Annotated in this window: 22 protein-coding genes; 1 reads left to right on the top strand and 21 read right to left on the bottom strand. The window is 62.3% G+C overall.

What is annotated here, in order from left to right; all coding sequences use genetic code 11:
- Window positions 1-27: 27 nt before the first annotated feature.
- Genes BUB69_RS13465 through BUB69_RS13370 form a run of 20 tightly spaced genes read right to left on the bottom strand, consistent with a single transcriptional unit; the run spans window position 28 to window position 18,038 of the window.
- The gene (locus BUB69_RS13465) at window positions 28-1,254 is read right to left on the bottom strand and encodes a beta-ketoacyl-ACP synthase (protein WP_073167418.1); all 1,227 of its coding nucleotides are present in this window, start codon (window positions 1,252-1,254) and stop codon (window positions 28-30) included.
- The gene (gene fabG / locus BUB69_RS13460) at window positions 1,254-1,982 is read right to left on the bottom strand and encodes a 3-oxoacyl-ACP reductase FabG (RefSeq protein ID WP_073167415.1); all 729 of its coding nucleotides are present in this window, start codon (window positions 1,980-1,982) and stop codon (window positions 1,254-1,256) included. Before fabG ends, BUB69_RS13465 begins: the two co-directional genes overlap by 1 nt.
- Window positions 1,979-2,434, bottom strand: a complete 456-nt coding sequence (locus BUB69_RS13455) for a hotdog family protein (RefSeq protein WP_073167412.1) — start codon at window positions 2,432-2,434, stop codon at window positions 1,979-1,981. The genes fabG and BUB69_RS13455 overlap by 4 nt, the downstream gene beginning before the upstream one ends.
- The gene (locus BUB69_RS13450) at window positions 2,431-3,627 is read right to left on the bottom strand and encodes a beta-ketoacyl-[acyl-carrier-protein] synthase family protein (RefSeq protein ID WP_073167409.1); all 1,197 of its coding nucleotides are present in this window, start codon (window positions 3,625-3,627) and stop codon (window positions 2,431-2,433) included. Before BUB69_RS13450 ends, BUB69_RS13455 begins: the two co-directional genes overlap by 4 nt.
- On the bottom strand, window positions 3,624-4,109 hold the full coding sequence (locus tag BUB69_RS13445; protein WP_073167406.1) for a hypothetical protein: 486 nt from the start codon (window positions 4,107-4,109) through the stop codon (window positions 3,624-3,626). The genes BUB69_RS13450 and BUB69_RS13445 overlap by 4 nt, the downstream gene beginning before the upstream one ends.
- On the bottom strand, window positions 4,106-4,840 hold the full coding sequence (locus tag BUB69_RS13440; RefSeq protein ID WP_073167404.1) for a class I SAM-dependent methyltransferase: 735 nt from the start codon (window positions 4,838-4,840) through the stop codon (window positions 4,106-4,108). The genes BUB69_RS13445 and BUB69_RS13440 overlap by 4 nt, the downstream gene beginning before the upstream one ends.
- On the bottom strand, window positions 4,837-6,084 hold the full coding sequence (locus BUB69_RS13435) for an NAD(P)/FAD-dependent oxidoreductase (protein WP_073167401.1): 1,248 nt from the start codon (window positions 6,082-6,084) through the stop codon (window positions 4,837-4,839). Before BUB69_RS13435 ends, BUB69_RS13440 begins: the two co-directional genes overlap by 4 nt.
- The gene (locus BUB69_RS13430) at window positions 6,071-7,243 is read right to left on the bottom strand and encodes a cation:proton antiporter (protein ID WP_073167399.1); all 1,173 of its coding nucleotides are present in this window, start codon (window positions 7,241-7,243) and stop codon (window positions 6,071-6,073) included. Before BUB69_RS13430 ends, BUB69_RS13435 begins: the two co-directional genes overlap by 14 nt.
- The gene (locus BUB69_RS13425) at window positions 7,240-9,588 is read right to left on the bottom strand and encodes an MMPL family transporter (RefSeq protein WP_073167396.1); all 2,349 of its coding nucleotides are present in this window, start codon (window positions 9,586-9,588) and stop codon (window positions 7,240-7,242) included. The genes BUB69_RS13430 and BUB69_RS13425 overlap by 4 nt, the downstream gene beginning before the upstream one ends.
- Window positions 9,572-10,186, bottom strand: coding sequence for an outer membrane lipoprotein carrier protein LolA (locus tag BUB69_RS13420; protein WP_073167393.1), 615 nt, complete (start codon window positions 10,184-10,186; stop codon window positions 9,572-9,574). The genes BUB69_RS13425 and BUB69_RS13420 overlap by 17 nt, the downstream gene beginning before the upstream one ends.
- Complete coding sequence (locus tag BUB69_RS13415; RefSeq protein ID WP_073167389.1) at window positions 10,183-10,608, bottom strand: acyl-CoA thioesterase; 426 nt, start codon at window positions 10,606-10,608, stop codon at window positions 10,183-10,185. The genes BUB69_RS13420 and BUB69_RS13415 overlap by 4 nt, the downstream gene beginning before the upstream one ends.
- Window positions 10,598-12,145, bottom strand: coding sequence for an HAL/PAL/TAL family ammonia-lyase (locus BUB69_RS13410; protein WP_073167385.1), 1,548 nt, complete (start codon window positions 12,143-12,145; stop codon window positions 10,598-10,600). Before BUB69_RS13410 ends, BUB69_RS13415 begins: the two co-directional genes overlap by 11 nt.
- The gene (locus BUB69_RS13405; protein WP_073167382.1) at window positions 12,126-13,073 is read right to left on the bottom strand and encodes a lysophospholipid acyltransferase family protein; all 948 of its coding nucleotides are present in this window, start codon (window positions 13,071-13,073) and stop codon (window positions 12,126-12,128) included. The genes BUB69_RS13410 and BUB69_RS13405 overlap by 20 nt, the downstream gene beginning before the upstream one ends.
- Window positions 13,070-13,804, bottom strand: coding sequence for a glycosyltransferase family 2 protein (locus tag BUB69_RS13400; protein ID WP_073167379.1), 735 nt, complete (start codon window positions 13,802-13,804; stop codon window positions 13,070-13,072). The genes BUB69_RS13405 and BUB69_RS13400 overlap by 4 nt, the downstream gene beginning before the upstream one ends.
- Window positions 13,797-15,479, bottom strand: a complete 1,683-nt coding sequence (locus tag BUB69_RS13395) for an acyl-CoA synthetase family protein (RefSeq protein WP_175561724.1) — start codon at window positions 15,477-15,479, stop codon at window positions 13,797-13,799. Before BUB69_RS13395 ends, BUB69_RS13400 begins: the two co-directional genes overlap by 8 nt.
- Window positions 15,480-15,489: 10 nt before the next feature.
- On the bottom strand, window positions 15,490-16,035 hold the full coding sequence (locus BUB69_RS13390) for a COG4648 family protein (RefSeq protein WP_073167372.1): 546 nt from the start codon (window positions 16,033-16,035) through the stop codon (window positions 15,490-15,492).
- A complete protein-coding gene (locus BUB69_RS13385; RefSeq protein WP_024688465.1) occupies window positions 16,032-16,286 on the bottom strand; it encodes an acyl carrier protein in 255 nt (84 codons plus the stop codon). Before BUB69_RS13385 ends, BUB69_RS13390 begins: the two co-directional genes overlap by 4 nt.
- Before the next feature lie 9 nt (window positions 16,287-16,295).
- Window positions 16,296-16,556: a phosphopantetheine-binding protein gene (locus BUB69_RS13380; protein ID WP_073167368.1), complete on the bottom strand. Its 261-nt coding sequence runs from the start codon at window positions 16,554-16,556 to the stop codon at window positions 16,296-16,298.
- Window positions 16,531-17,343: a lysophospholipid acyltransferase family protein gene (locus BUB69_RS13375; RefSeq protein ID WP_073167365.1), complete on the bottom strand. Its 813-nt coding sequence runs from the start codon at window positions 17,341-17,343 to the stop codon at window positions 16,531-16,533. Before BUB69_RS13375 ends, BUB69_RS13380 begins: the two co-directional genes overlap by 26 nt.
- A complete protein-coding gene (locus tag BUB69_RS13370; RefSeq protein ID WP_073167361.1) occupies window positions 17,319-18,038 on the bottom strand; it encodes a beta-ketoacyl synthase chain length factor in 720 nt (239 codons plus the stop codon). Before BUB69_RS13370 ends, BUB69_RS13375 begins: the two co-directional genes overlap by 25 nt.
- A gap of 346 nt (window positions 18,039-18,384) precedes the next feature.
- Between BUB69_RS13370 and BUB69_RS13365 the strand changes: the two genes are divergently transcribed.
- Window positions 18,385-19,164 carry a ParA family protein gene (locus tag BUB69_RS13365; RefSeq protein WP_073167358.1) on the top strand — a complete coding sequence of 260 codons (780 nt, stop codon included), beginning with the start codon at window positions 18,385-18,387 and terminating at the stop codon, window positions 19,162-19,164.
- A 146-nt stretch (window positions 19,165-19,310) separates the two neighbouring features.
- Here the strand turns inward: BUB69_RS13365 and BUB69_RS13360 are convergent, their stop codons facing one another.
- Window positions 19,311-19,715, bottom strand: coding sequence for a PAAR domain-containing protein (locus BUB69_RS13360; RefSeq protein WP_073167354.1), 405 nt, complete (start codon window positions 19,713-19,715; stop codon window positions 19,311-19,313).
- Window positions 19,716-19,922: the final 207 nt, after the last annotated feature.

Genomic DNA, 19,922 nt, shown 5'->3' with positions numbered 1-19,922 from the left:
GCCGAGCACCCCGCGCGGCAGGGACCATCAAGCCCAGCGCTTGAAGATCAACGAGGTGTTGACGCCACCGAAGGCAAAGTTGTTGTTCATCACGTATTCGTTGCTCATTCGCCGTGGTTCGCCAACGATGTAGTCCAGATCGCCACACTCAGGGTCGATGTTGTCGAGGTTCAGGGTATGGATGTAGCGATCGCTGTTGAGCATCTCGATGCTGAACCACGATTCCAGCGCACCACACGCACCCAGGGTATGGCCCAGAAAGCTTTTCTGCGAGCTGAGTGGCATGCGCGAGCCGAACAGGCTGCTTGTGGCCAGGGTTTCGGCGATGTCACCCTGTTCGGTGGCCGTGCCGTGGCCGTTCACGTAGCCAATGGCTTCAGGCGGCAGGCTGGCGTCTTCCAGCGCCAGCTCCATGGCGCGGCGCATGGTGATCTGTTCCGGCCGCGTGCTGTGAGCGCCGTCAGCGTTGCTGCCAAAACCCACGATCTCGGCATAGATATGCGCGCCCCGGGCTTTGGCGTGTTCAAGCTCTTCCAGCACCAGCATGCCGCCGCCTTCGCCGATCACCAGCCCGTCGCGCCCGGTGTCGTAAGGACGTGGCGTCGTATGGGGTGCGTCGTTTTTCAGGCTGGTGGCATACAGCGCGTCGAACACCATCGCTTCGGTAGGGCACAGTTCTTCCGCGCCTCCGGCCAGCATCAGCGGCAGGCGACCGAACTTGATCGCCTCGTAGGCGTAGCCGATGCCCTGGCTGCCGCTGGTGCAGGCACTGGACGTCGGGATCAGACGCCCGGTCAGACCGAAGAAGATGCTGATATTGGCAGCGGTGGTGTGCGGCATCATTCGCACGTAGGAGTTGGCATTCAGGCCGACTGCCACCGAATTGATCAGCATGGCGCCAAACGCCTTGATCTCGTCGGTGCTGCCGGTGGACGAACCGCAGGCGGTGCCCATGCGGCCGTCGCGAATGATCGGGTCATTGAGCAACCCGGCATCGATCAATGCCTGCTCCGAAGCGCCCACGGCAAACCGCGACACACGGCCCATGCTGCGCTGTTGCTTGCGCGTCCAGTGCGCGGGCACGGCGTAGTCGTCGATGGGGCCGGCCAGTCGGGTGTTCAGCTCAGTGAACCGGTTCCACTCGTCCATGCGCCGGATACCACTACGGTTGGCGCTAAAGTTCGCCTCGACGCTGGCCCAGTCGCTGCCGATCGAGGTAATGCCGGACATGCCGGTGACCACTACGCGTTTCATCAACACAGCCCTCCATTGACGGCCAGTACCTGACGCGTGATGTAGGCCGCTTCGGCGGACATCAGAAAATTCACTGCGCCCGCCACTTCCTCAGGCGTGCCCATGCGTTGTGCCGGGATCATTTTCATCAACTCATCCACGGGCACGTTCTCGTCGAGCATGGCGGTGTCGATCAGGCCCGGCGCGACGCAGTTAACGGTGATCTTGCGTTTGCCCAATTCGATGGCCAGCGCCTTGGCCGCACCAATAAGGCCCGCCTTGGAGGCGCTGTAATTGACCTGTCCGCGGTTGCCGATCAGGCCGGAGACCGAAGTGATGCACACAATTCGTCCTGCCGTACGCCGCCGGATCATCGGCATGGTCAACGGGTGCAGTACGTTGTAGAACCCGTCCAGATTGGTACGCAGCACCTGGTCCCAATCGTCGTCAGTGAGCGCCGGAAACGCGCCGTCACGGGTCAGACCGGCGTTGAGCACCACGCCGTAGTAAGCGCCGTGGGTTTCCACGTCCTGCTCAAGAATGGCCTTGCAGGCCGCACGGTCAGACACGTCGAACTGCAAGACGCGGGCCTGTCGACCCAGCGCGATAATGTCTGCCTGCACCGCTTCGGCTTCACTGCGCCCGGTGCGGCAATGCAGGATCAGGTCGTATCCGGCCTGAGCCAGACGCAATGCAATGGCACGGCCGATGCCGCGGCTCGAACCGGTGACCAGTACGGATTCAGTCATGCCGGGGCTCCTTCAGCCAGGTAATCAGCAGTATTGGGTGGGCAATATACATTGAGACGGGCAAAAGCCTTTATATCCGGGCCTGTCAGGCTGCATTCGAAGACGCCCATGCCGCTGTCGTCCTGCAGGGAACGCACGGCATGAATGTGCAGCTCGCTGCCTGCCGGAAAGTACGCGACGTTGCACTCGAACTTGCGGCTGCCAAGCAGGAAGCCCAGCTTGACCGCTTCGCCTTTGCTGCGCGCCTGGCAGCCAGCGTATGCCGCCACGCTCTGGGCCATCAGCTCCACACCGAGCCAGGCGGGCAGGCTGCCGTCGGCCTCGTTGAACAGTCCGTCGGCGCGCACCGTCAGGCGTGTCTGAATCTGCTCTTCATCGAAAGCCAGCACCTGATCGATGAGGATCATGTCGCCTGCGTGAGGGATAAGCTCGTCGAGCGGCCAGGCGATCATGCGGCATCTCCGATAATCAGGCTGATGTTGTTGCCGCCGAAGGCAAAGGAATTGCTCATCATGTAGCGAGCTTCGGCAGCGCGAAGGCGTGCGCCGGGCCCGGTAAAGTGCAGCGCTGGCAACAGAGGATCCGCTGCGCCGTCCCAAAGATGAGGTGGCAAGGCGTGTCCGGTATTCTGCGCGGCCAGGCTCAGCCAGCAGAAGGCGACTTCCAGCGCGCCTGCTGCGCCGAGGGTATGACCGCTCAAGGGTTTGGTCGATGAGCACGGCACGCCGTCCGGGAATACCGCCTGCACGGCGAGGCTTTCCATGGCGTCGTTATGCACGGTCGCGGTGCCGTGCAGGTTCAGGTAAGCGATCTGTTCTGGCGCGAGCCCGGCGTTGTTCAACGCTTGCTGCATGGCATCGCGCGCACCGCGCCCGGTCGGTTCCGGGGCGGAAATATGGTGCGCATCGCAACTGGCGCCAGCACCCAGCAAGGCGATTGAATGCTCGTCGCTGGCTTCGCGGGTCATCAGGAACAGCACGGCGGCTTCGCCGATATTGATCCCGTTGCGGTTGCTGGAAAACGGGTTGCAAAGCTGCGGCGACATGGCTTCCAGCGCTGAAAAGCCGTTGAGCGTCAGTTTGCACAGGCTGTCCACGCCGCCGCACAGCACCGCATCGCACAGCCCCATGTCCAGCGCACGTCGGGCGCTGAGCAGCGCGCGTGCGCTGGATGTGCAGGCGGTGGAAATCACATAGGCCGGGCCGCTCAGTTGCAGCCAGGTGGCCAGAAAGTTCGCTGGCGCGCCGAGCTCCTGCTGCTGGTAGTCGTAGTGTGGCGGGAAGGCCCGGTCGCGCAGCCAGGTCGCCATGCTGCTGCTGGCCTCATCGATACCCGAGGTGCTGGTGCCGATGATCACGCCGATGCGTGACACGCCATAGCGGTCGATGGCCCGACGAATATCGTCTTCGATCTGCAGCGTCGCAGCCATGAGCAATTGATTATTGCGGCTGCGTTGCGACTGCATCCCCTCGGGAATCTGCGGCAGCGCGTGCCTGACTGCACCCACTGGCAGCGCGCGTTCCGGCACCCAGCCGGGCTCGACGACCATCGCGCTGCTGTCGGCGGCGAACAGCTTTCGCGACACCTCTTGCTGACCATTGCCGAGTGCACAGGTAAGCCCCAGGGCGTTGAGGTAGGTGGTCATGGAGCGGTCTCGCTGTTCAACGGGGTGACTTTGTAGCTCAGACCTTCCTTGAGGCGGAGGGTAAAGGCGTTGGCCGACTGGTACTCGACCAGCCAGCGATCTTCCAGACGGCGCTGCATACCCTGGCGGTACGCCGTGGGGTAGCGGTCATGCATTTCCAGATCCGGTGTCATGGCAAACATCAGGGCAGCGAACAGCTCGCGGGCTTCCGGGTTGGGCGGCAGCAGACCGTCGGCCTGCCACTTGCCGTCGATCAGCAGCTGGCGCGCCTGTGGAATGCCCAACGGGTCCATCATCGACCAGCGTAAACCCGCTGGCTCACGTTGAATGATCAGCATCCAGTCCTGACGCTGATCCGCCTGCCTGCGCTCGATGTGCAACTGCATCGGCAATTGCAGCGTCACAGCGGAGGTCGGCAGCGGTGTCTGGCTGACGCAGCCAGCGAGCAGCAGTAGCAAGGAAAAAAACAGGGTCCGGATCATGGTGTCTCACTCCGCATCGGTTTGCGGGCGACCACGTTGACCAGGGTTTCCTCACGTTGCCCGAACGGCTTGGGCTTGCGCAGCTTCAGCGCCTCCAGCAGGCCGAAATCTATCGCACGGCTCCACCACAGGTACGGGTACGAGACATTGCGCGTGTCGAACTCGAAACCCTGCTGGCGGATCATGTCCAGGTATTGCGCCGCGCTTTTTTGCACGTGCATCGGATGGCGAAACAGCCAGCGAATCACCCAGGTGTCGATGTAGGCCTCGGTAGACTCAGCGAACAACAGATAACCACCCGGTTTCAGGACGCGATAGAACTCGACCAGGGCTTGTTCCTGCTCGACCAGATGGTGAAAGGTCTGGTGGCAGAACAACAGATCGACGCTGGCGTCAGGCAGTTGCAGGGCGGCGCAGTCGCTGCCGATCAACTCGATATCAATACCCAGCGCAGCGGCTTCTTCGCCGCTTCGGGTCAGGCTGTCAGGATCGGCATCGACACCGAGCAGTCTGGCCGGGGCGAACACCTTGCTCAGGTGCTGGAACGATTTGCCCTGGCCGCAGCCCGCATCCAGCAGGACCGGCGCGGCAGGCAGCGGGCTTGTGAACAGGCTGCGCAGATCATCAATGGCAACGCGCAATACACGGTACTGCCAGGTCTGGCTGCGCAGGAACCAGAGACCGAAACGGGTTTCCTCGACGTAGTTTTCGCTCAGAAACGGACGACTCATGAAGCGCCGTCCGTGCAGATTTCCGAGAGCATCCGCAGACGCCGCTTGGGTTCGCTGACAAACGGGTTGCGCTCGTCCCAGGCGTAACCGGCCAAAATGGCGCTGATCATTCGTCGAATGTCGGGCGTGCCGCCCTGATAGAAAATGACGTTCTGGAAGGTGTCGTCATACCAGCCCTCAACGTAGGCGCGGAACGTATCGACGCCTTTTTTAAGCGGGATGGCAAATTCGGTTTCCCAGTTCACGTGCTCTCCTTGCAATTGTCGATTCAGCACGCCCGCGGCCATGCTGGCCGAGCGCATGGCGATGGTCACGCCCGATGAGAACACCGGGTCGAGGAATTCCGCCGCGTTACCCAGCAGCGCAAAGCCTTTGCCGTGCAGGGTCTTGACGTTGGCCGAGTAGCCGCCGATGGTTCGCGCCGGGGTGTCCCAGACCGCGTTTTTCAATACGCCGGCCAACTGCGGCGTTTCCGCAACGAAGGCGCGCAGGCAGGCGTCCAGATCATCCGGCTTGCCCTCGAAGCGCTCGGCCGATGCCACCACACCCAATGAGCAGCGGCCCTGACTGAACGGAATGGTCCAGAACCACACATCGCTGAATTGGGGATGGATGCTGACCAGGATCTTCTGCCGGTCGAAAGGCGGGCTCTGGATGTGGTCTTCGATGTGGGTGAACACCGCCTTGCGCACCGGAAACCCGGACGGTGCTTCCAGGTCCAGCAAACGCGGCAGCACGCGGCCATAGCCGCTGGCGTCCAGCACGAACGTCGCCTGCACGCTGTATTCGCTGCCGTCTTCACGCCTGACGCGCAGCAGCGGTTGCGGGCCGTCGAAATCGGCGCTGATGATTTCCTGCTCATAGCGGATCTCGACGCCTTGCAGCGCGGCCTGATCGGCCAGCAACTGGTCGAACTGGGCACGCTGCACCTGAAACGTGGTCGGCTTGCCGTTGCTGAACGTGTCGCCAAAATCGAAATCGCTGTACTGATCGCCTCGCGCAAACGCCGCACCGTTTTTCTGCTGGAACCCGGCGGCCTGCACGGCTTCGAGCATGCCGGCCTCTTCGACGAAGTCCAGGCAGTGGCAGAGCAGGCTCTCGCCGATGGAGAAGCGTGGGAACAATTGTCGCTCCACGATCAGCACATCGTGACCCTGGCGTTTGAGCAGCGCGGCAGCGATCGAACCGGCCGGACCGGCACCGATGACGACGACCTGGCGAATTTCCTTGTCAGTGATGGGCACAGGTGTTCCTTTTCGATGGGTCGATTGAAAGGGGCGCATGCGAGGGCGCACGCCCCATCCCGGTCAGTGCAGGCATGAGTGTCGCAATCAGGCCCATCAGCATCAACGCGAAGTACAGGGCCGGGCTGATGAGTTGTTGTTGCAGCAGCAGGTTAAGGAAAACGATTTCGCTCAGGCCACGAATGTTCAGCAGTACGCTTTCACGCCAGCGGCTGGCGCCTGCGAACGAGGGCGTTGCCCAGTGCAGCCCGATCCAGTTGCCGAGCAGTTTGCTGGCGATGGGCAGCACGATCAGCGCAACCAGTGGCAGCCAGCCCATTGCACCCAGCGCGCTGTGCACGTCGATCTGCACGATGCCGAAGGTCAGCAACAGCGGGATGGCCAGCCGGTTTTGTATGAATCGCAAGGTGGCCGCACTCAAAGGCGGCACCCACGGCTGACCCAGTCGCGACATGCACAGCATATAGCCGATGCCGAACACCAGCGCGTTGAGCCGGTAATGCTCGGCCATCATTAACAGGGCGAAAAACGTCAGGCTGTAGAACAGCGGCTGGCGCAGGCGCAGAAGACGAAACAGCAACGGTACGCAGGCACCCAGCAACGGCAACAACAGGCTGCTCAGGTGCAGGCTGCCTTGGGCGAGGGCGAACAGGCTCCAGCAGGTCAGGTCGATGAGGATGGCTGTCTGCACCAGACGGCGCGTGGCGGCGGGCGGGTAATCGATGTGGTGCAGGTACAGGTACAGCACAGGAATGGCGGTGATGGCGAACACCAGTCCCACGGCCAGCGAGCTGATCCACGCCTGCTCAGGCAGCAGCCAGACGGCGCAGGCGAGACCCGACAGAAACGGAACGAAGAAACTCGGCAAGGCAATTTTCAGGCTCTGTCGATCCAGCTTCACGTCGATCACTTCGCTGAGAATTTGCCCCAGCACCACCGCAAAGGCCAGGCCGTAGAGACTCTTGAGCCAGACGGGTGAAACCAGCTGTGCGCCGTTCAATTGCCAGTGCGGCTCGATCCACAGCAGCATCAGCAACGGCAGGCCGAAGGTGGCCAGCAGCAACTGGCTGACAATGGGAATCAGCCCCAGCCGCTGACCGGCCCAGGTGGCCAGCGCGAACAGGGCCAGCGCCATGAACCAGAACATCAGCACCATCATGGGCGTGGCTCCGGTGATCCGGCAGGCTGATGAGTCACCCGACGCGGGCTGGCCCAGGGCGCCAGCATGAAGCTGAACGCCAGCCCTAGACTGACCGACAGACCGAAATTGCTGATCGCAGGCGTACCGGAAATCGCCAGCAGCCCGAACGATAGCCAGGTGGTGACCGCGGCCAGCAGCGTGCCGAGCAAGCTGACGGCCGCGCCACCCACTTGCTCATGCATCAGGATGGCGTAATCGACGCTGATTGCCGTCACCAACAGCAGGCCGAACAGGCTGAACAGGGTCAACGGCTGACCCAGCCAGCCCAGGCTCGCCAGGCTGCACAACGCCGCCAGCAGCGGCAGGATGACGATGTGCAGCGCACCGTTGAGGCCGAACGGCACGACCAGCAACAGCACGATCAACACGCACGACGCCAGTTTCAGCTCGGCGGCGCTGATCTGGGTGCTGGCGAACACCTCATTGAGTTCACCCAGCCGGTCTACCAGTTGCACACCGTCCAGACCGGTCGCCTGCACACGCAGCAACGCCGGGCTGTTCAAGCCGCGCAGGCTGACCATGCTGGCTACGCCTTCGTCGTTCGTGCCCAGCCAGAGCGTGCGCCAGGGCTCGGCGAGCGGCCCTTGCAGCGCCTGGTCGATGTCTTGCGTGGGCAGCGCCTGCAACTGAGCAAGTTCGGTTTTCAGGGCACTGGCCGGAACGCCGAGTTGCACCAGCGGTTGCCAGTGCTCAGGCAGCTTCGCCAGGGCCGCGCGGGTCGCCTGCTGCTCGGCAGGCGAATCGAGCAACTGGTTGATCGCCATGTAGCCTTGCAGCTTGTCCATGCTCACCAGTTGATCGAGGCGCTGGGTGAGCGCCGTCTGACGGTCCAGCAACTGCTGCTGGTCCTTGCCGCGCACCAGAAAAAACTGACTGGTGGGCTGATAACCGGTGATGCGCGCGATGGCTTGGGCTTCGTCGGTCAGGGACTGTGGCGCAGCGACCCATTGGCGAATGTCGTTCTTAGTCGTCAGGTGCCACAGGCCGCCACCGCAGAAGGCCAGCAGCAATACCAGCAGAATCGGCGTATTGACGCGTTGCAGCAGCGCGGCGCGGCAATCGAGCATCTGCTGCGCCAGTTTGAGCGGCCATTGGGCGGGGTGAATCTCGATGTTGCTCAGCAACGCCGGCAGCAGGCACACCGCGGTCAGATAAGCGCCGATGAGGCCTGCGGCCGAGAACACGGCAATTTGTGTCAGCGCCGGGAAGGGCGTCCAGGCCAGCGCCAGGTAGCCGATGCAACTGGTGATCAGGCTCAGGCTCAGGCCCGGCAAGGTCAGGCGCAGGGCTGGCCAGCTGCGCCAGGGTTTCAGGCTCCAGCTTTTGGACAGGTAATGCAGCGGGTAATCGACGGCGACGCCGATCAGGCTCGAACCCAGCACCAGCGTCATGACGTGCATGCTGCCAAACACGGCCACACAGGCAACGGCACCAAACAGCATGCCGATGATGACCGGTACGAATGCCAGCAGCACGCTCCAGCGCCGGAACGCCAGCAACAGCAGCAACAGAATGCCGACAGTTGCGCCGCCGCCGACCCAGGTGATTTCCCGGCTGGCCTGTTTCTGGCCATCGGCGGCATACAGCAGACCGCTGGCCGCCAGCAGTTGGCCGCCTGCCTGAGCGGCCTGTTGGCGGGCCTTGGCAAGCAGGTCTGCGACGTGCCCGGGCAAGCGCATATCGAAGGCGTCGTTGCCGGTGCGCGTGCGCAGCAGCACCCAGCTTTTGTCATCGGCCGTGGCGATCAATGCACCGCTGGCCAGGTCCGGCTCGACCGAACCCTGCCGGGGCAAACCGTTCTGGATGCGCCCGGTCAGGCCCAGCCAGTCGTCCTGGCCCGGCACCAGGCTGAAGCCGGCAAACGGGTCGAACAGGGTCTGCACGCGCTGGTCAATAAAGGCCTGCGGGTCGTCAATCAGTTGTGCCCGGTCCGCTGCCGGCAGCATTGCAATTCGCCCTTGCAGCAGTTGATTGCGCAGGGCGGGCAGGTCGGCTTGTAGCGTCCACTGGACTTTCTCGAACAGCCCGGTGGCCTGCCATTGTTCGGCCAGTGTGCGCGCCAGGGCGATGGCCTGCTGGCGGTCGGTATGGCCGACCAGCACCAGCATCTCGCGGTTGAGCGGTTCCTGAATGCGTTTTTCGGCCGTGGTGACCAGCGCATCGGTGTCAGTGCCCGGCACCAGCTCCATGAGGTTGGCCGACAGCGGCGAACGGTCGTGCCACTGCCAGGCGGCCAGTGCCAGCACCCCCGCCAGAATCAGCAGGAACAGACGCGGCAGCAGGCGCTCAGTTGGCAAAGTCATTGCGCTGCGCGTCGGTCAGGGTGGGTGCGCTGGTGCTGTCGACCATCTTAAGTACCGTGCTGTCACCCTGGGTTTCCAGCAGCTCGATGCGCTGCACCAGTTCGCCGCCATCGATATTGATCTGTTTGAATACCTGTTGCAGCAACAGCGAGCGCGGTGTCAGGGTCAGGTGCCAGGCGTTGGCCTCGCCTTGCAATTTCAGTTCGAAGTCCCGTTGCAGGCCACTGCTGTCACCTTGCAGCACAGCGAGGAACAGGCGGTTCTGTTCCGCTCCGGCGTTCTTGTTGGGCACTGCCTTCCAGACGCTGGTGCCGCCCACCGTTTCCCGGCGGGCAATGCCAGTGGCGTTGATGCGGTAGTCCTGTTTCAGCGGCGTTTCCAGCAGCCAGAGCAGCCCGGCGTCCTTGGCCAGCACAAAGCGGCCTTTGCTGATCAATGGTTGCGGCAAGGCACGCAGATGCTTTTCCTGAATGAAACGGCCCTGCACCACGGCAGGTTTTGCCAATTGATCGCTCAACTGTTGCAGGTCAAAGGCGTGCGCCAGCGACGACAGGCACAGCAGGCCCAACACGCATAACGTTCGAAACGGACGGCTCATGACAAGGCCCTCTCTACGGCATCAATGAAAACCCTGGGCGAGGCCATTTGCATTTCGTGAGTCTGACTGTCGACGGCCACTTGCACCGTGCTGGCGCGGGTCAGGCGTTCGCCGGTGCGGGCGTCGGTGATCAGGTAATTGATCTTCAGCCGGTTTTCCCACTCCACCAGGTCGGCGCGCACATTGAGCGTCTGGCCGAAGACCGCGCTGCGCACGTAACGCAACTGGACGTCGATCACCGGCCAACCATACCCGGATTCAAGCATGTGCATGTAGTTATGGCCGATGTGGTCGAGCAGCGCACAGCGCGCCACCTCCAGGTATTTGACGTAATGCCCGTGCCAGACGATGTTCATCATGTCGACGTCGAAAAACGGCACCACGATTTCGGTGTCGACCTGCAGGAAACCCTTACTGCGCATGCAACCTCCAGTGGCGGTTGGCGATGTGTTTCAGGCACAGGCGCAGTTCCGCCTCCAGTGCCCGGTCTTCGATGACGGGGGCAAAGTCCCGGCTCAGTTGCTCGTGCATCGCCGCCAGCGCCGGCGGCAACGGGCGCGCATCGGCGGCCTTGCTGCGCAGCCAGACGCCCTGGTTGGCGGCGATCAGCGTGGCGGCTGCGACCTGTTCGGTCAGTTCCAGTACCCGAATCGCATCGCGGGCGGCGATAGTGCCCATGCTGACCTTGTCCTGGTTGTGGCATTCGGTAGAGCGCGAAAACACACTGGCCGGCATGGTGTTTTTCAACGCCTCGGCAGTCCAGGCACTGGCCCCGATCTGCACGGCCTTGAAGCCATGATTGAGCATTGCCCGCTCGGCGCTTGCGCCTGACAGGTTGCTCGGCAGACCATGGTTGTAACGCTCGTCCACGAGCAGCGCCAATTGCCGGTCCAGCAGGTCGGCGACATTGGCCACCAGTGTCTTGAGGCTGTCCATGGCAAAGGCGATGTGCCCGCCATAGAAGTGCCCGCCGTGCAGCACGCGCTCGGCTTCAGCGTCGATGATCGGGTTGTCGTTGGCGCTGTTGAGTTCGATCTCGATGAACGAACGCAGCCAGTTCAGGCTGTCGGCCAATACGCCCAATACATGGGGTGCGCATCGCAGCGAGTAGCGGTCCTGCAGGCGATGCAGTGGCGCGGTCGGCGCGTCGATGGCCAGATCCTGACGCAGCCAGGCCGCCACCTGGGTCTGGCCCGGATGCGGCTTGGCGGCGAACAGACGCTCGTCGAAGTGCTCCGGGTTGCCTTGCAGCGCCACCACGTTCATGGCGGTGATGCGGGTGGCCAGTTGCAGCAGGTAATCGGCGCGGGCGAACGCCAGGCATGCCAGCCCGGTCATTACTGCCGTGCCGTTCATCAGCGCCAGCGCTTCCTTGGGCCGCAATACCAGCGGTGTCCAGCCCAGTTCTCGGTGCACGTCGCGGGCCTCTCGACGTTCGCCCCGAAACATCACTTCGCGCTCGCCTGACAGGGTGGCCGCCACGTAGGACAGCGGCGTCAGGTCGCCGCTGGCGCCCACCGAGCCTTCTTCGGGGATCAGCGGCAGCACGTCCTGATCGATGAACGCCAGCAGGCGTTCGAGCAGTTCGACACGTACCCCGGAGACGCCCTGACACAACGACTGCAGACGCGCCGCCAGTACGGCACGGGTGGCTTGCGCGCTCAGCAGATTGCCCAGGCCGCAGCCATGAAAGGTGTACAGATGACGCGGCAGCGCTTCGACATGCTCCAGTGGCACCGCGACCACGCAGGAGTCGCCATAGCCGGTGGTCACGCCATAGATCACGCCTTCCTTGTCCAGAAGCGAATCCAGAAACCGCGCACCTTTGGCGATGCGCTCACGAAACGCCTCGTCGTCCTGCAGAACGGCAGGTGCCTGGCGGTTGGCCAGCGCCAGCACGTCTTCGATGCGCAACGCCCGTTCGCCGAAGGTGAGGGTGTCAGGAGTGTGATTCGTCATCGGACTTCCAGAATGGATAGAAATTGAACCACTGCTGTGGCGCCTCCAGGCAATAGTGGCCCAGACGGTCGGCGTAGCGGGTTGCCCAGTGTTCGATGACCTGTGCACGGTCGCTGCGCCGCCACTGGATGGCGTCGGCGAACGGTTCGAGAATCACGCGATAGCCGGTCGGGCCCTTGAGGCAGAAGAACAGGTTGACCGGGCATTTGAGCAGCCCGCCCAGCAACCATGGACCCTGGGGAAATGCAGCAGGCTGGCCGAGAAAATCGACCCGCACGTTGCGGCCACCATGCAGGGCGACGCGGTCACCGGCGATGGCCAGCCATTCGCCTTCGTCGATGCGCTGGCTCAGTTGCAGCATGATGGCCGGGTCCAGCTCGCTGACCTGAATCAGGCGCAGGTTGTTTGCGCCGGCCTCGCCCAGCAGGCGGTTGAAGCGTTCGGCGTGCTTGGTGTGCACCAGCACGTTCATGGTGACTTTTTCGCCCAGCTCGGCGAGTGCGCGGCACACTTCAAGGTTGCCCAGGTGGGCGCCGACCAGCAGTTGGCCACGCGTCCCGCGCAGGTTTTGCCGCAGATGCGCCGTGTCGATAATCTCGATCTGCTCGATCCCCAGCCTGCCGTTCCACACGTCGAGCTTGTCGAGCAGCGCATCGGCGAAGGCCATGAACTGGCCGAACACGCGGCGCTGGGTCGGACGCAGTTCGGGGCGCTGGCTCCATAGGGCCAGACGCTGTTGATACTCATGAATGCTGTGTCGGGCGCGGCGGCCGAACAGGAAAAAATACAGCACGATGCCGTACAGCACCGGCGTCAGAAGACGACGGCCCAGCACCTTGACGCCCCAGGCGGTGAGCTTCATCAGCAGAAAGCTGCCGCGCTCTTCGTGGCTGGCCCAATGCTGCCTGGGCGGCTGTTTTGCGCTCATGCCCGCCACCGTTGCCAGAGTATGACGGGCAGGCGAACCAGCATGCCAACGAACAGCCTGGCGTGCATGGTCGAGATCAGCGCGTTGTCGTGGAACAGGCGAAAGTGCGACAGGCCGTCCTGCGGATAATGCACGCGGGTCGGCAGCCAGCGCATGGTCTGCCTGCGCCACGACAGGCGCACGAGAATTTCCGAGTCGAAATCCATCCGTTTACCGATGTGTGCGCTGTCGATCAGCTTCAGGACCGGCGCCAGCGGGTAAAGCCTGAAACCGCACATCGAGTCGCGAATCTGCAACGACAGCGTGTTGATCCAGACCCACACGTGGGTCAGGTAGCGCGCATACAGACGCCCCTTCGGAACGCTCTCGTCGTACTGCGGATAGCCGCAGATCAGCGCGTCGGGATAGGCTCGCGACTGTTGTAGAAACAGCGCGATATTCGTCAGGTCGTGCTGCCCGTCGGCGTCGACCTGCAGCGCATGGCTGAAACCCAGGCGCGCCGCTTCGCGAAAGCCGGTCATCACTGCACCGCCCTTGCCTTGATTGACCGGCAAGCGCACCAGATAAACCTGTTCGGCCTGGGCCAATTGCTGCAAAACGGCTGCACAAGACGGGCTGCTGGCGTCGTCCACCAGCACGCAGGGCAGCCCGGCTTCACGTACCGCCTTGACCACGTTGGGCACGGCCAGTTCGTGATCGAATACCGGGATGATCGCGCAAGGCTTATGCATGCGCGGCCTCCAGGAGGATTCGGCCGCTGGAGCAGGGCGCGCCGTCACTGTTGTGAAAAGCGAAATGCAGTTTCGAGCGCTGATTGTCGAAGCGCAGGGTCAGCCTGAGCCGGTCGCCGGGACGGACCAGTTGCTGAAACTTCAGCACTTCCATGCCGGCAAAACGTGGCGGCAGGTTCAGCAGGCGCTGCCCCAGTTTCATGGCCCAATCCACCTGCACAACACCCGGCAACACAGGGGCTTTAGGGAAGTGCCCACTGAAGCAGGCAAGGTCAGGCGGCACGATAAGGTTCAGCTGTAATTCGTCATCGACGGTTTTCTGATCGAGCAACTCCGCAGCTTTCGGGCGTTCGGCCATAAGCAGTGCTTCGACGTCAGCCTGCGGCAGCTTATCCTGAGCATTGAGCGGCATCTGTCGCAGCAGCCGCCAGCGGCGTGGCAGTGCGAGGGGTTCACAGTGTGGGCGCAGGTGCTGACGCAACGCCTCGGTGAGGGCGCGACGACCCTGGGTGCGCAGTGCGATCAGGCCGCTGTCACTCAGCACCACCAAGGCTCCCAGCGAGGCGCGATTTTCCTGCACCACCCCCAGACGTACCTCGCGAACCCAGTGATGAGCGCTGAGCGCCTGCTCTATCAGTGGCAGCGAGACACGTTTTTCTTCCAGTTTGACGATGCGGTCCAGCCTGCCCAGCAGCTCGAAACGCCCGTCGTCATCAAGGCGTGCTGCGTCGACGGTGTGTTCCACATGCCCTTCGGGCAGGTACGGCGAGCGAACGCGCAAGGCGCCGTCGTCGCCCAGCGTCAGGGTCACGCCCTCGAAGGCTTGCCAGCGCTGTCCGCCCTGACGCCATGCAATACCACCGGTCTCCGAGCTGCCGAAGATTTCCGTCGGCCATTGCCCCAGACGCTCGTTCAGGCTTCGTGCAGCGTCGGCAGGCAATGCGCCACCGGACGAGAACACTCGACGTACCGCGCGCAGGCTGGACCAGTCCAGGTTGTCACCCATGCGCTTGAGCAGCGCAGGACTTGCGACCCAGGCAAAGGCCGGGTAGTCGCGGCTGGCGCGCTGCACGTCTTCCGGGAAAGGTAACTGGCGACGCACGAAGGCCCTTGCGGCGCTCAGCGGCCAGAGCAGTCGGAACAACAGGCCATAGATATGCTGGGTCGCGACACTGCCAATCATGCACGCCTGGCCCAGATCCGGCCCCCACAACTGTTCCAGTACCGCGACTTCGTTGGCCAGTTGGCGGAGCCGTTTTTCGATGAGTTTCGGTTCGCCGCTGGAGCCTGACGTGCACAAGCTCAGGCGACACGCGTCCAGATCCAGAACGGCTGCCGGCAATGGCGCGGCATGCAGATCACTCAGCGGCGTATCGCCCGGCAGGTCCGTGACCCAGAGGTCAACCTGGCCGCTCCAGCGTTCACGCGTCTGCGCCTGCAGGTCCGCAGGCAACAGCACGCTGACCCCGGCACGCCAGGCACCGAACAGGGCGACGGCAAGCTCGGCGGCGTCCTCAAGATGGACGGCCAGTTGCCTGACGCCCCGGGCCTGCAGACCGGCGGCAACGCTCAGCGCCTGCCCACGCCATTGGGCATGAGTCAGCTCGGGGGCGTTGGTCAGCAATCGATCTTCAGGTAGAGCGAGTAGCAGGTTTTCGAGGTTTGACCCGTTCATGCAGTCCATTTCAGGTGGTGCCTCTGACGCGCAGGCGGACAATCAGTTCGCCTGCGAACAGCAGGCCCATCAGTCCATAAGAGATCAGGCCGGTGTAGAGCGTCCACCACGACAGCGGCGCCCACAGCGTCAGTGCAGTGGCTGCGAGCCCGTTGCTCAGAAAAAACACGCACCAGACCTGAGTGACCCGCCGGGTGTAGCGAATTCCGGATTCAGGCAGTTCAGGGCGGTTGATGCGCGCCATTCGTTCGACGATCGGCGGGCCGTAGATCAGGCTCGACCCGAACAGGCCCAGCATGAAGCCGCTGACCAGCACCGGATACCAACGCAGCATCGCATGGCTGTCGAGCACACCGAGCACCACGCAGAACACCAGCGCAACCACGGCCATCGCCAGGCTGCCGGGTTTGCGTTCGCCGGTCAGGATTCGCGCCAGCCACAGGCTGCCCAGCAGCAAGGCAAACTGCCACGGCGCGAAATGCTCGATTCCCCAATAGACGGCAAACGGATAGAGCACGCCGACCAGCAGCAGGACCAGGCCTACCAGCCGTTTCATTCGGCGGTGTTGACCAGTCGGTAGACGGCCTCGACCACGTCATTTACGGTTCTGACGGACTTGAATTCCTCCGCCGCGATTTTCTTGCCGGTCTTGCGCTTGATGTGATCGATCAGGTCGACGGCGTCGATGCTGTCAATTTCCAGATCCTGATAGAGGTTGGCTTCCGGAACGACCCTTTCAGGCTCTAGTTCAAACAGCTCGACCATGGCCGCGCGCAGTGTTTCGAAGATGTCTTCACGGGTTTGCATGTTCAATCCTCAGGCCTGCTGTCTGGCGCTGACGAACGCCGCAAGGCTGTCGACGCTGGCGAAATGGTTACGGGTGTCCTTGGCGTCGGCGTCGATCTTGATGCCGTAGCGTTTCTGAATGGCCAGCCCCAGCTCAAGTGCATCGACCGAATCCAGTCCAAGGCCTTCGCCAAAGAGCGTCTGGTCATTGCCGATGTCTTGCGGGGTGATGTCTTCGAGGCCCAGGGCATCGATGATCAGCAACTTAATGTCCAGATGTAGATCGCTCATCTGCGGCGAGCTCCTTGATGAAATAGTCATGCAGGTAATCGTTGAGCTTGCGGGACGCCAACGGTGGCGGGCCCAGCGCGCTGAAAGTGTCAGGGGCAATATCGGCACCGACGTGCAGCGTGAAGTGCACACGGCGTTGCGGAATTCGGTACCAGGGCTCGGCCTTGGTCAGGGTGGTCGGGTTGACCCTGATGGTCACTGGCGTGATCACACGGGCGCCACGCAAGGCGATGGCGGCGGCACCCCGGTGGAACTCAGGCGGCTTTCCAGGCTGGGTGCGGGTGCCTTCGGGAAAGATGATCAGGGTCTGGCCAGCCTGCAGGCGCTCTACGGCGGCGTCCAGCATGTCCATGCTGCCATCGTTGCTGATATAGCCGGTCGAGCGCACCGGGCCCCGGGTAAAAGGGTTTTCCCACAGGCTGCGCTTGACCACGCAGTTGGCGTCGCGCACCAGCCCGATCAGAAACACCACGTCGATCAGCGACGGGTGATTGGCGATGATCATCTGGCCGGGGCGGCCGAGTTTTTCGGCGCCTTTGACCTCGTAGGTCAGCACGCCCATACGGGCCATGATCCGGATGAACCGCCAGAACAGTCGGCTAATGGTGCGGCGTGCACGACGCTGATGGCTTGCGGCATCACCCGGCAGGCAGCTCAACACCGGAAAAACGAACAATCGCAGGCACAGGCCGCTCAGCCCGAACAGGGCAAAGCTGAGACCGGTTGCCAGCAGACGCCAGTAATAGGCGTCCCGGCCCTTCTTCAATCGTTGCGTTGCCAGTTCCATAGTCGGTTGTTCCATGGGTGCAAGCAGGAGGGCTGGTCAGTGTGCAGGGCCTGCAACAGGTTCAGGGCGTGGGGCCACTGCGTGCGTTGCGCGCCTTGCGTGTCGGTGCTCAGGGACAGTTGCCACTGGCTGCCGGGTGTCAGCAGCAGACCGACGGCATAGGGGAACGGCACGTCGTCGATCCATTGTGCATAGGCTTGCGGAGGCTGTTCTTCAGTCACCACCAACAGAACCGCGGGTGCGCCTTCGGCCAGCAAGGCTGCGGCTTCGAACGCGCCATACTCAAGGCCGTCACCGGCGGCCGCCAGCGCCGTCATTTCGCTGGTTTCAACGCGCAGGATCGACCACAGACCGATGACCGCATTGTGGACCGACAGGCTGAACTGCGTGGGCGACAGAGGCTCCTCCGCCGCCAGGTCACGAAGGATTTCAAACGTGCGTGGGGTTTCGCCATGACGTGACACGAATACCAGCGGTACGCGCTCAAGACCTTCAGTGAGTGGCCAGCCAACGGCGAACGCCATCCGGGCCATACGGCCCAGGCGTCTGCGCTGCATGGCGGGAAGAAATGACACGTCCGGGGCTTCGTCGCTTTGCTGCAGCAACGTCGGATTCCGGCTCCATTGCTTCCAGTCGTCGACGCTCGCAAGGCCAGGTGCCCAGGCGCGCCATTGTGCAATGTTGAAGGTGATCAAAACTTCTCTTCCCGCCCCTGCGGGCATACTTCTCGCTACTTCGATATCGGGACGATATCAGTCTGGGTGCGGTAATTTGACCGAGTGCGCGCATTATCCTGATGGGGGTCAGGACTAGCAACTTTGTTACATATAAGCCGTTTACAAAATGCAGACTTGGAGCGTAAGGACAGCGCTATCCGATGCCGCTATGCCTTGCGGGTGCCTCATACACCCGCAAGCGCCTGCGAGGGGTGTTCTTTTGCGATAAGCTCGCTGTTGTCATATGCACTGCCTAGACTCGACCACTCGCACAGCCTTTATCGGTCAGTCGCACCGTTTCTTAATCACTCAAGGAATTCAAAGCATGCGTCGCGTGGTATTCAATCAGAAGGGCGGTGTCGGCAAATCGAGCATCGCTTGCAATCTGGCTGCAGTCAGCGCTAACGAAGGCTACCGGACCCTGTTGATCGACCTTGATGCCCAGGCCAACTCCACCCAGTACCTGACGGGCCTCACCGGCAATGACATTCCGATGGGCATTGCCGAGTTTTTCAAGCAGACGCTGTCTTCCACGCCCTTCGGCAAGAAGAACCACGTCGATATTTACGAAACGCCTTTTGACAATCTGCACGTGGTAACCGCCACCGCGGAGCTTGCCGACCTGCAACCCAAGCTTGAGGCAAAGCACAAGATCAACAAACTTCGCAAACTGCTGGATGAGTTGAGTGAGGACTACGAGCGTATTTATCTGGATACACCTCCAGCGCTCAACTTTTACGCGGTGTCGGCATTGATTGCCGCTGACCGTGTATTGATTCCGTTCGATTGCGACAGTTTTTCCCGGCAGGCGCTGTATGGCCTGCTGCAGGAAATCGAGGAGCTGAAAGAGGATCACAACGAGGCTCTGCAAGTGGAAGGCATCATCGTCAACCAGTTCCAGCCGCGTGCCAGCCTGCCTCAGCAAATACTCGACGAATTGATTGCCGAAGGCCTGCCGGTGTTGCCGGTCTACCTGAATGCTTCGGTGAAGATGCGCGAATCGCATCAGGCCAACCTGCCACTGGTCCATCTTGATCCCCGGCACAAGCTGACCCAACAGTTCGTCGATCTGCATCATCTGCTCGAAACCAACGCTCACGCCTGATTCGATTGTCGCCATGCGGTCTGCGATACCTGAAAGGCGGCCATTAATGAGTCGCCGCTGAAGAAATACGCTCGTGGGAAGCGGCTCGCCAGGGACAGGGTCAAGCCAGTCACAGGCACGTCGCCTCCCACGGTCCGGGTATGTTTTCACACCGTTTGAAAGAGCGGGCGGATGACAGGGATGTCGAAGGTGCCGTCCTTGACTGAATTCGTCAGGAACTGGGCACGCAGGCGCGCTGTGCTGGCGAGGTCTTCCGGTATGTCGATGGCCGCGTCCATGTCAGCCTGGAAGTGCTCCTGCGAGGCGTTCAGCCGGTTGCTGCCGGGCTCGCAGCCGCATCGTACTTCGTGACCATGGGTGGCAACCGCCACCCGGTCGTCGATGTAGGTCGGGTTACCCTGAGCGATAAAACCTACGCTCTTGCACGCGGGGCACCAGACGGGATCTCCCATGCGTGCGACCCGACGCAGGTCAATGACCTCGCTGGAGGAGGTGATCAGCACAAGGCCGCCGCTGGTCGTTGGATCGCCTTCCCTGACTATGTATGGCATAGCGATGACTCCTATAGGGTTCTGGAAGCCCGAATGCTAGGTGCAAATGCTTTGAGTGGGGGGCTTCGAAAGCGTTTAAGGACGATTCGTACACAGAAATCAGCCAAGTGTTTCGGGAGTGTTTCCAACGTTCCCGCTAATCGTTACTCCAGGCGTAATGATTGCGTCGGTTGCTTGATTGATGCCCGACACTGATCGCTTCTAAGG

The sequence above is a fragment of the Pseudomonas asturiensis genome (assembly GCF_900143095.1).
Taxonomy (GTDB): domain Bacteria; phylum Pseudomonadota; class Gammaproteobacteria; order Pseudomonadales; family Pseudomonadaceae; genus Aquipseudomonas; species Aquipseudomonas asturiensis.
This window is presented reverse-complemented; position numbering and strand designations above follow the sequence as displayed.

What these genes read in the sequence shown, in the direction of transcription:
- BUB69_RS13465 (WP_073167418.1), bottom strand. Translation starts at nt 1,254, where the DNA reads ATGAAACGCGTAGTGGTCACCGGCATGTCCGGCATTACCTCGATCGGC.
- fabG (WP_073167415.1), bottom strand. Translation starts at nt 1,982, where the DNA reads ATGACTGAATCCGTACTGGTCACCGGTTCGAGCCGCGGCATCGGCCGT.
- BUB69_RS13455 (WP_073167412.1), bottom strand. Translation starts at nt 2,434, where the DNA reads ATGATCGCCTGGCCGCTCGACGAGCTTATCCCTCACGCAGGCGACATG.
- BUB69_RS13450 (WP_073167409.1), bottom strand. Translation starts at nt 3,627, where the DNA reads ATGACCACCTACCTCAACGCCCTGGGGCTTACCTGTGCACTCGGCAAT.
- BUB69_RS13445 (WP_073167406.1), bottom strand. Translation starts at nt 4,109, where the DNA reads ATGATCCGGACCCTGTTTTTTTCCTTGCTACTGCTGCTCGCTGGCTGC.
- BUB69_RS13440 (WP_073167404.1), bottom strand. Translation starts at nt 4,840, where the DNA reads ATGAGTCGTCCGTTTCTGAGCGAAAACTACGTCGAGGAAACCCGTTTC.
- BUB69_RS13430 (WP_073167399.1), bottom strand. Translation starts at nt 7,243, where the DNA reads ATGATGGTGCTGATGTTCTGGTTCATGGCGCTGGCCCTGTTCGCGCTG.
- BUB69_RS13425 (WP_073167396.1), bottom strand. Translation starts at nt 9,588, where the DNA reads ATGACTTTGCCAACTGAGCGCCTGCTGCCGCGTCTGTTCCTGCTGATT.
- BUB69_RS13420 (WP_073167393.1), bottom strand. Translation starts at nt 10,186, where the DNA reads ATGAGCCGTCCGTTTCGAACGTTATGCGTGTTGGGCCTGCTGTGCCTG.
- BUB69_RS13415 (WP_073167389.1), bottom strand. Translation starts at nt 10,608, where the DNA reads ATGCGCAGTAAGGGTTTCCTGCAGGTCGACACCGAAATCGTGGTGCCG.
- BUB69_RS13410 (WP_073167385.1), bottom strand. Translation starts at nt 12,145, where the DNA reads ATGACGAATCACACTCCTGACACCCTCACCTTCGGCGAACGGGCGTTG.
- BUB69_RS13405 (WP_073167382.1), bottom strand. Translation starts at nt 13,073, where the DNA reads ATGAGCGCAAAACAGCCGCCCAGGCAGCATTGGGCCAGCCACGAAGAG.
- BUB69_RS13400 (WP_073167379.1), bottom strand. Translation starts at nt 13,804, where the DNA reads ATGCATAAGCCTTGCGCGATCATCCCGGTATTCGATCACGAACTGGCC.
- BUB69_RS13395 (WP_175561724.1), bottom strand. Translation starts at nt 15,479, where the DNA reads ATGAACGGGTCAAACCTCGAAAACCTGCTACTCGCTCTACCTGAAGAT.
- BUB69_RS13390 (WP_073167372.1), bottom strand. Translation starts at nt 16,035, where the DNA reads ATGAAACGGCTGGTAGGCCTGGTCCTGCTGCTGGTCGGCGTGCTCTAT.
- BUB69_RS13385 (WP_024688465.1), bottom strand. Translation starts at nt 16,286, where the DNA reads ATGCAAACCCGTGAAGACATCTTCGAAACACTGCGCGCGGCCATGGTC.
- BUB69_RS13380 (WP_073167368.1), bottom strand. Translation starts at nt 16,556, where the DNA reads ATGAGCGATCTACATCTGGACATTAAGTTGCTGATCATCGATGCCCTG.
- BUB69_RS13375 (WP_073167365.1), bottom strand. Translation starts at nt 17,343, where the DNA reads ATGGAACTGGCAACGCAACGATTGAAGAAGGGCCGGGACGCCTATTAC.
- BUB69_RS13365 (WP_073167358.1), top strand. Translation starts at nt 18,385, where the DNA reads ATGCGTCGCGTGGTATTCAATCAGAAGGGCGGTGTCGGCAAATCGAGC.
- BUB69_RS13360 (WP_073167354.1), bottom strand. Translation starts at nt 19,715, where the DNA reads ATGCCATACATAGTCAGGGAAGGCGATCCAACGACCAGCGGCGGCCTT.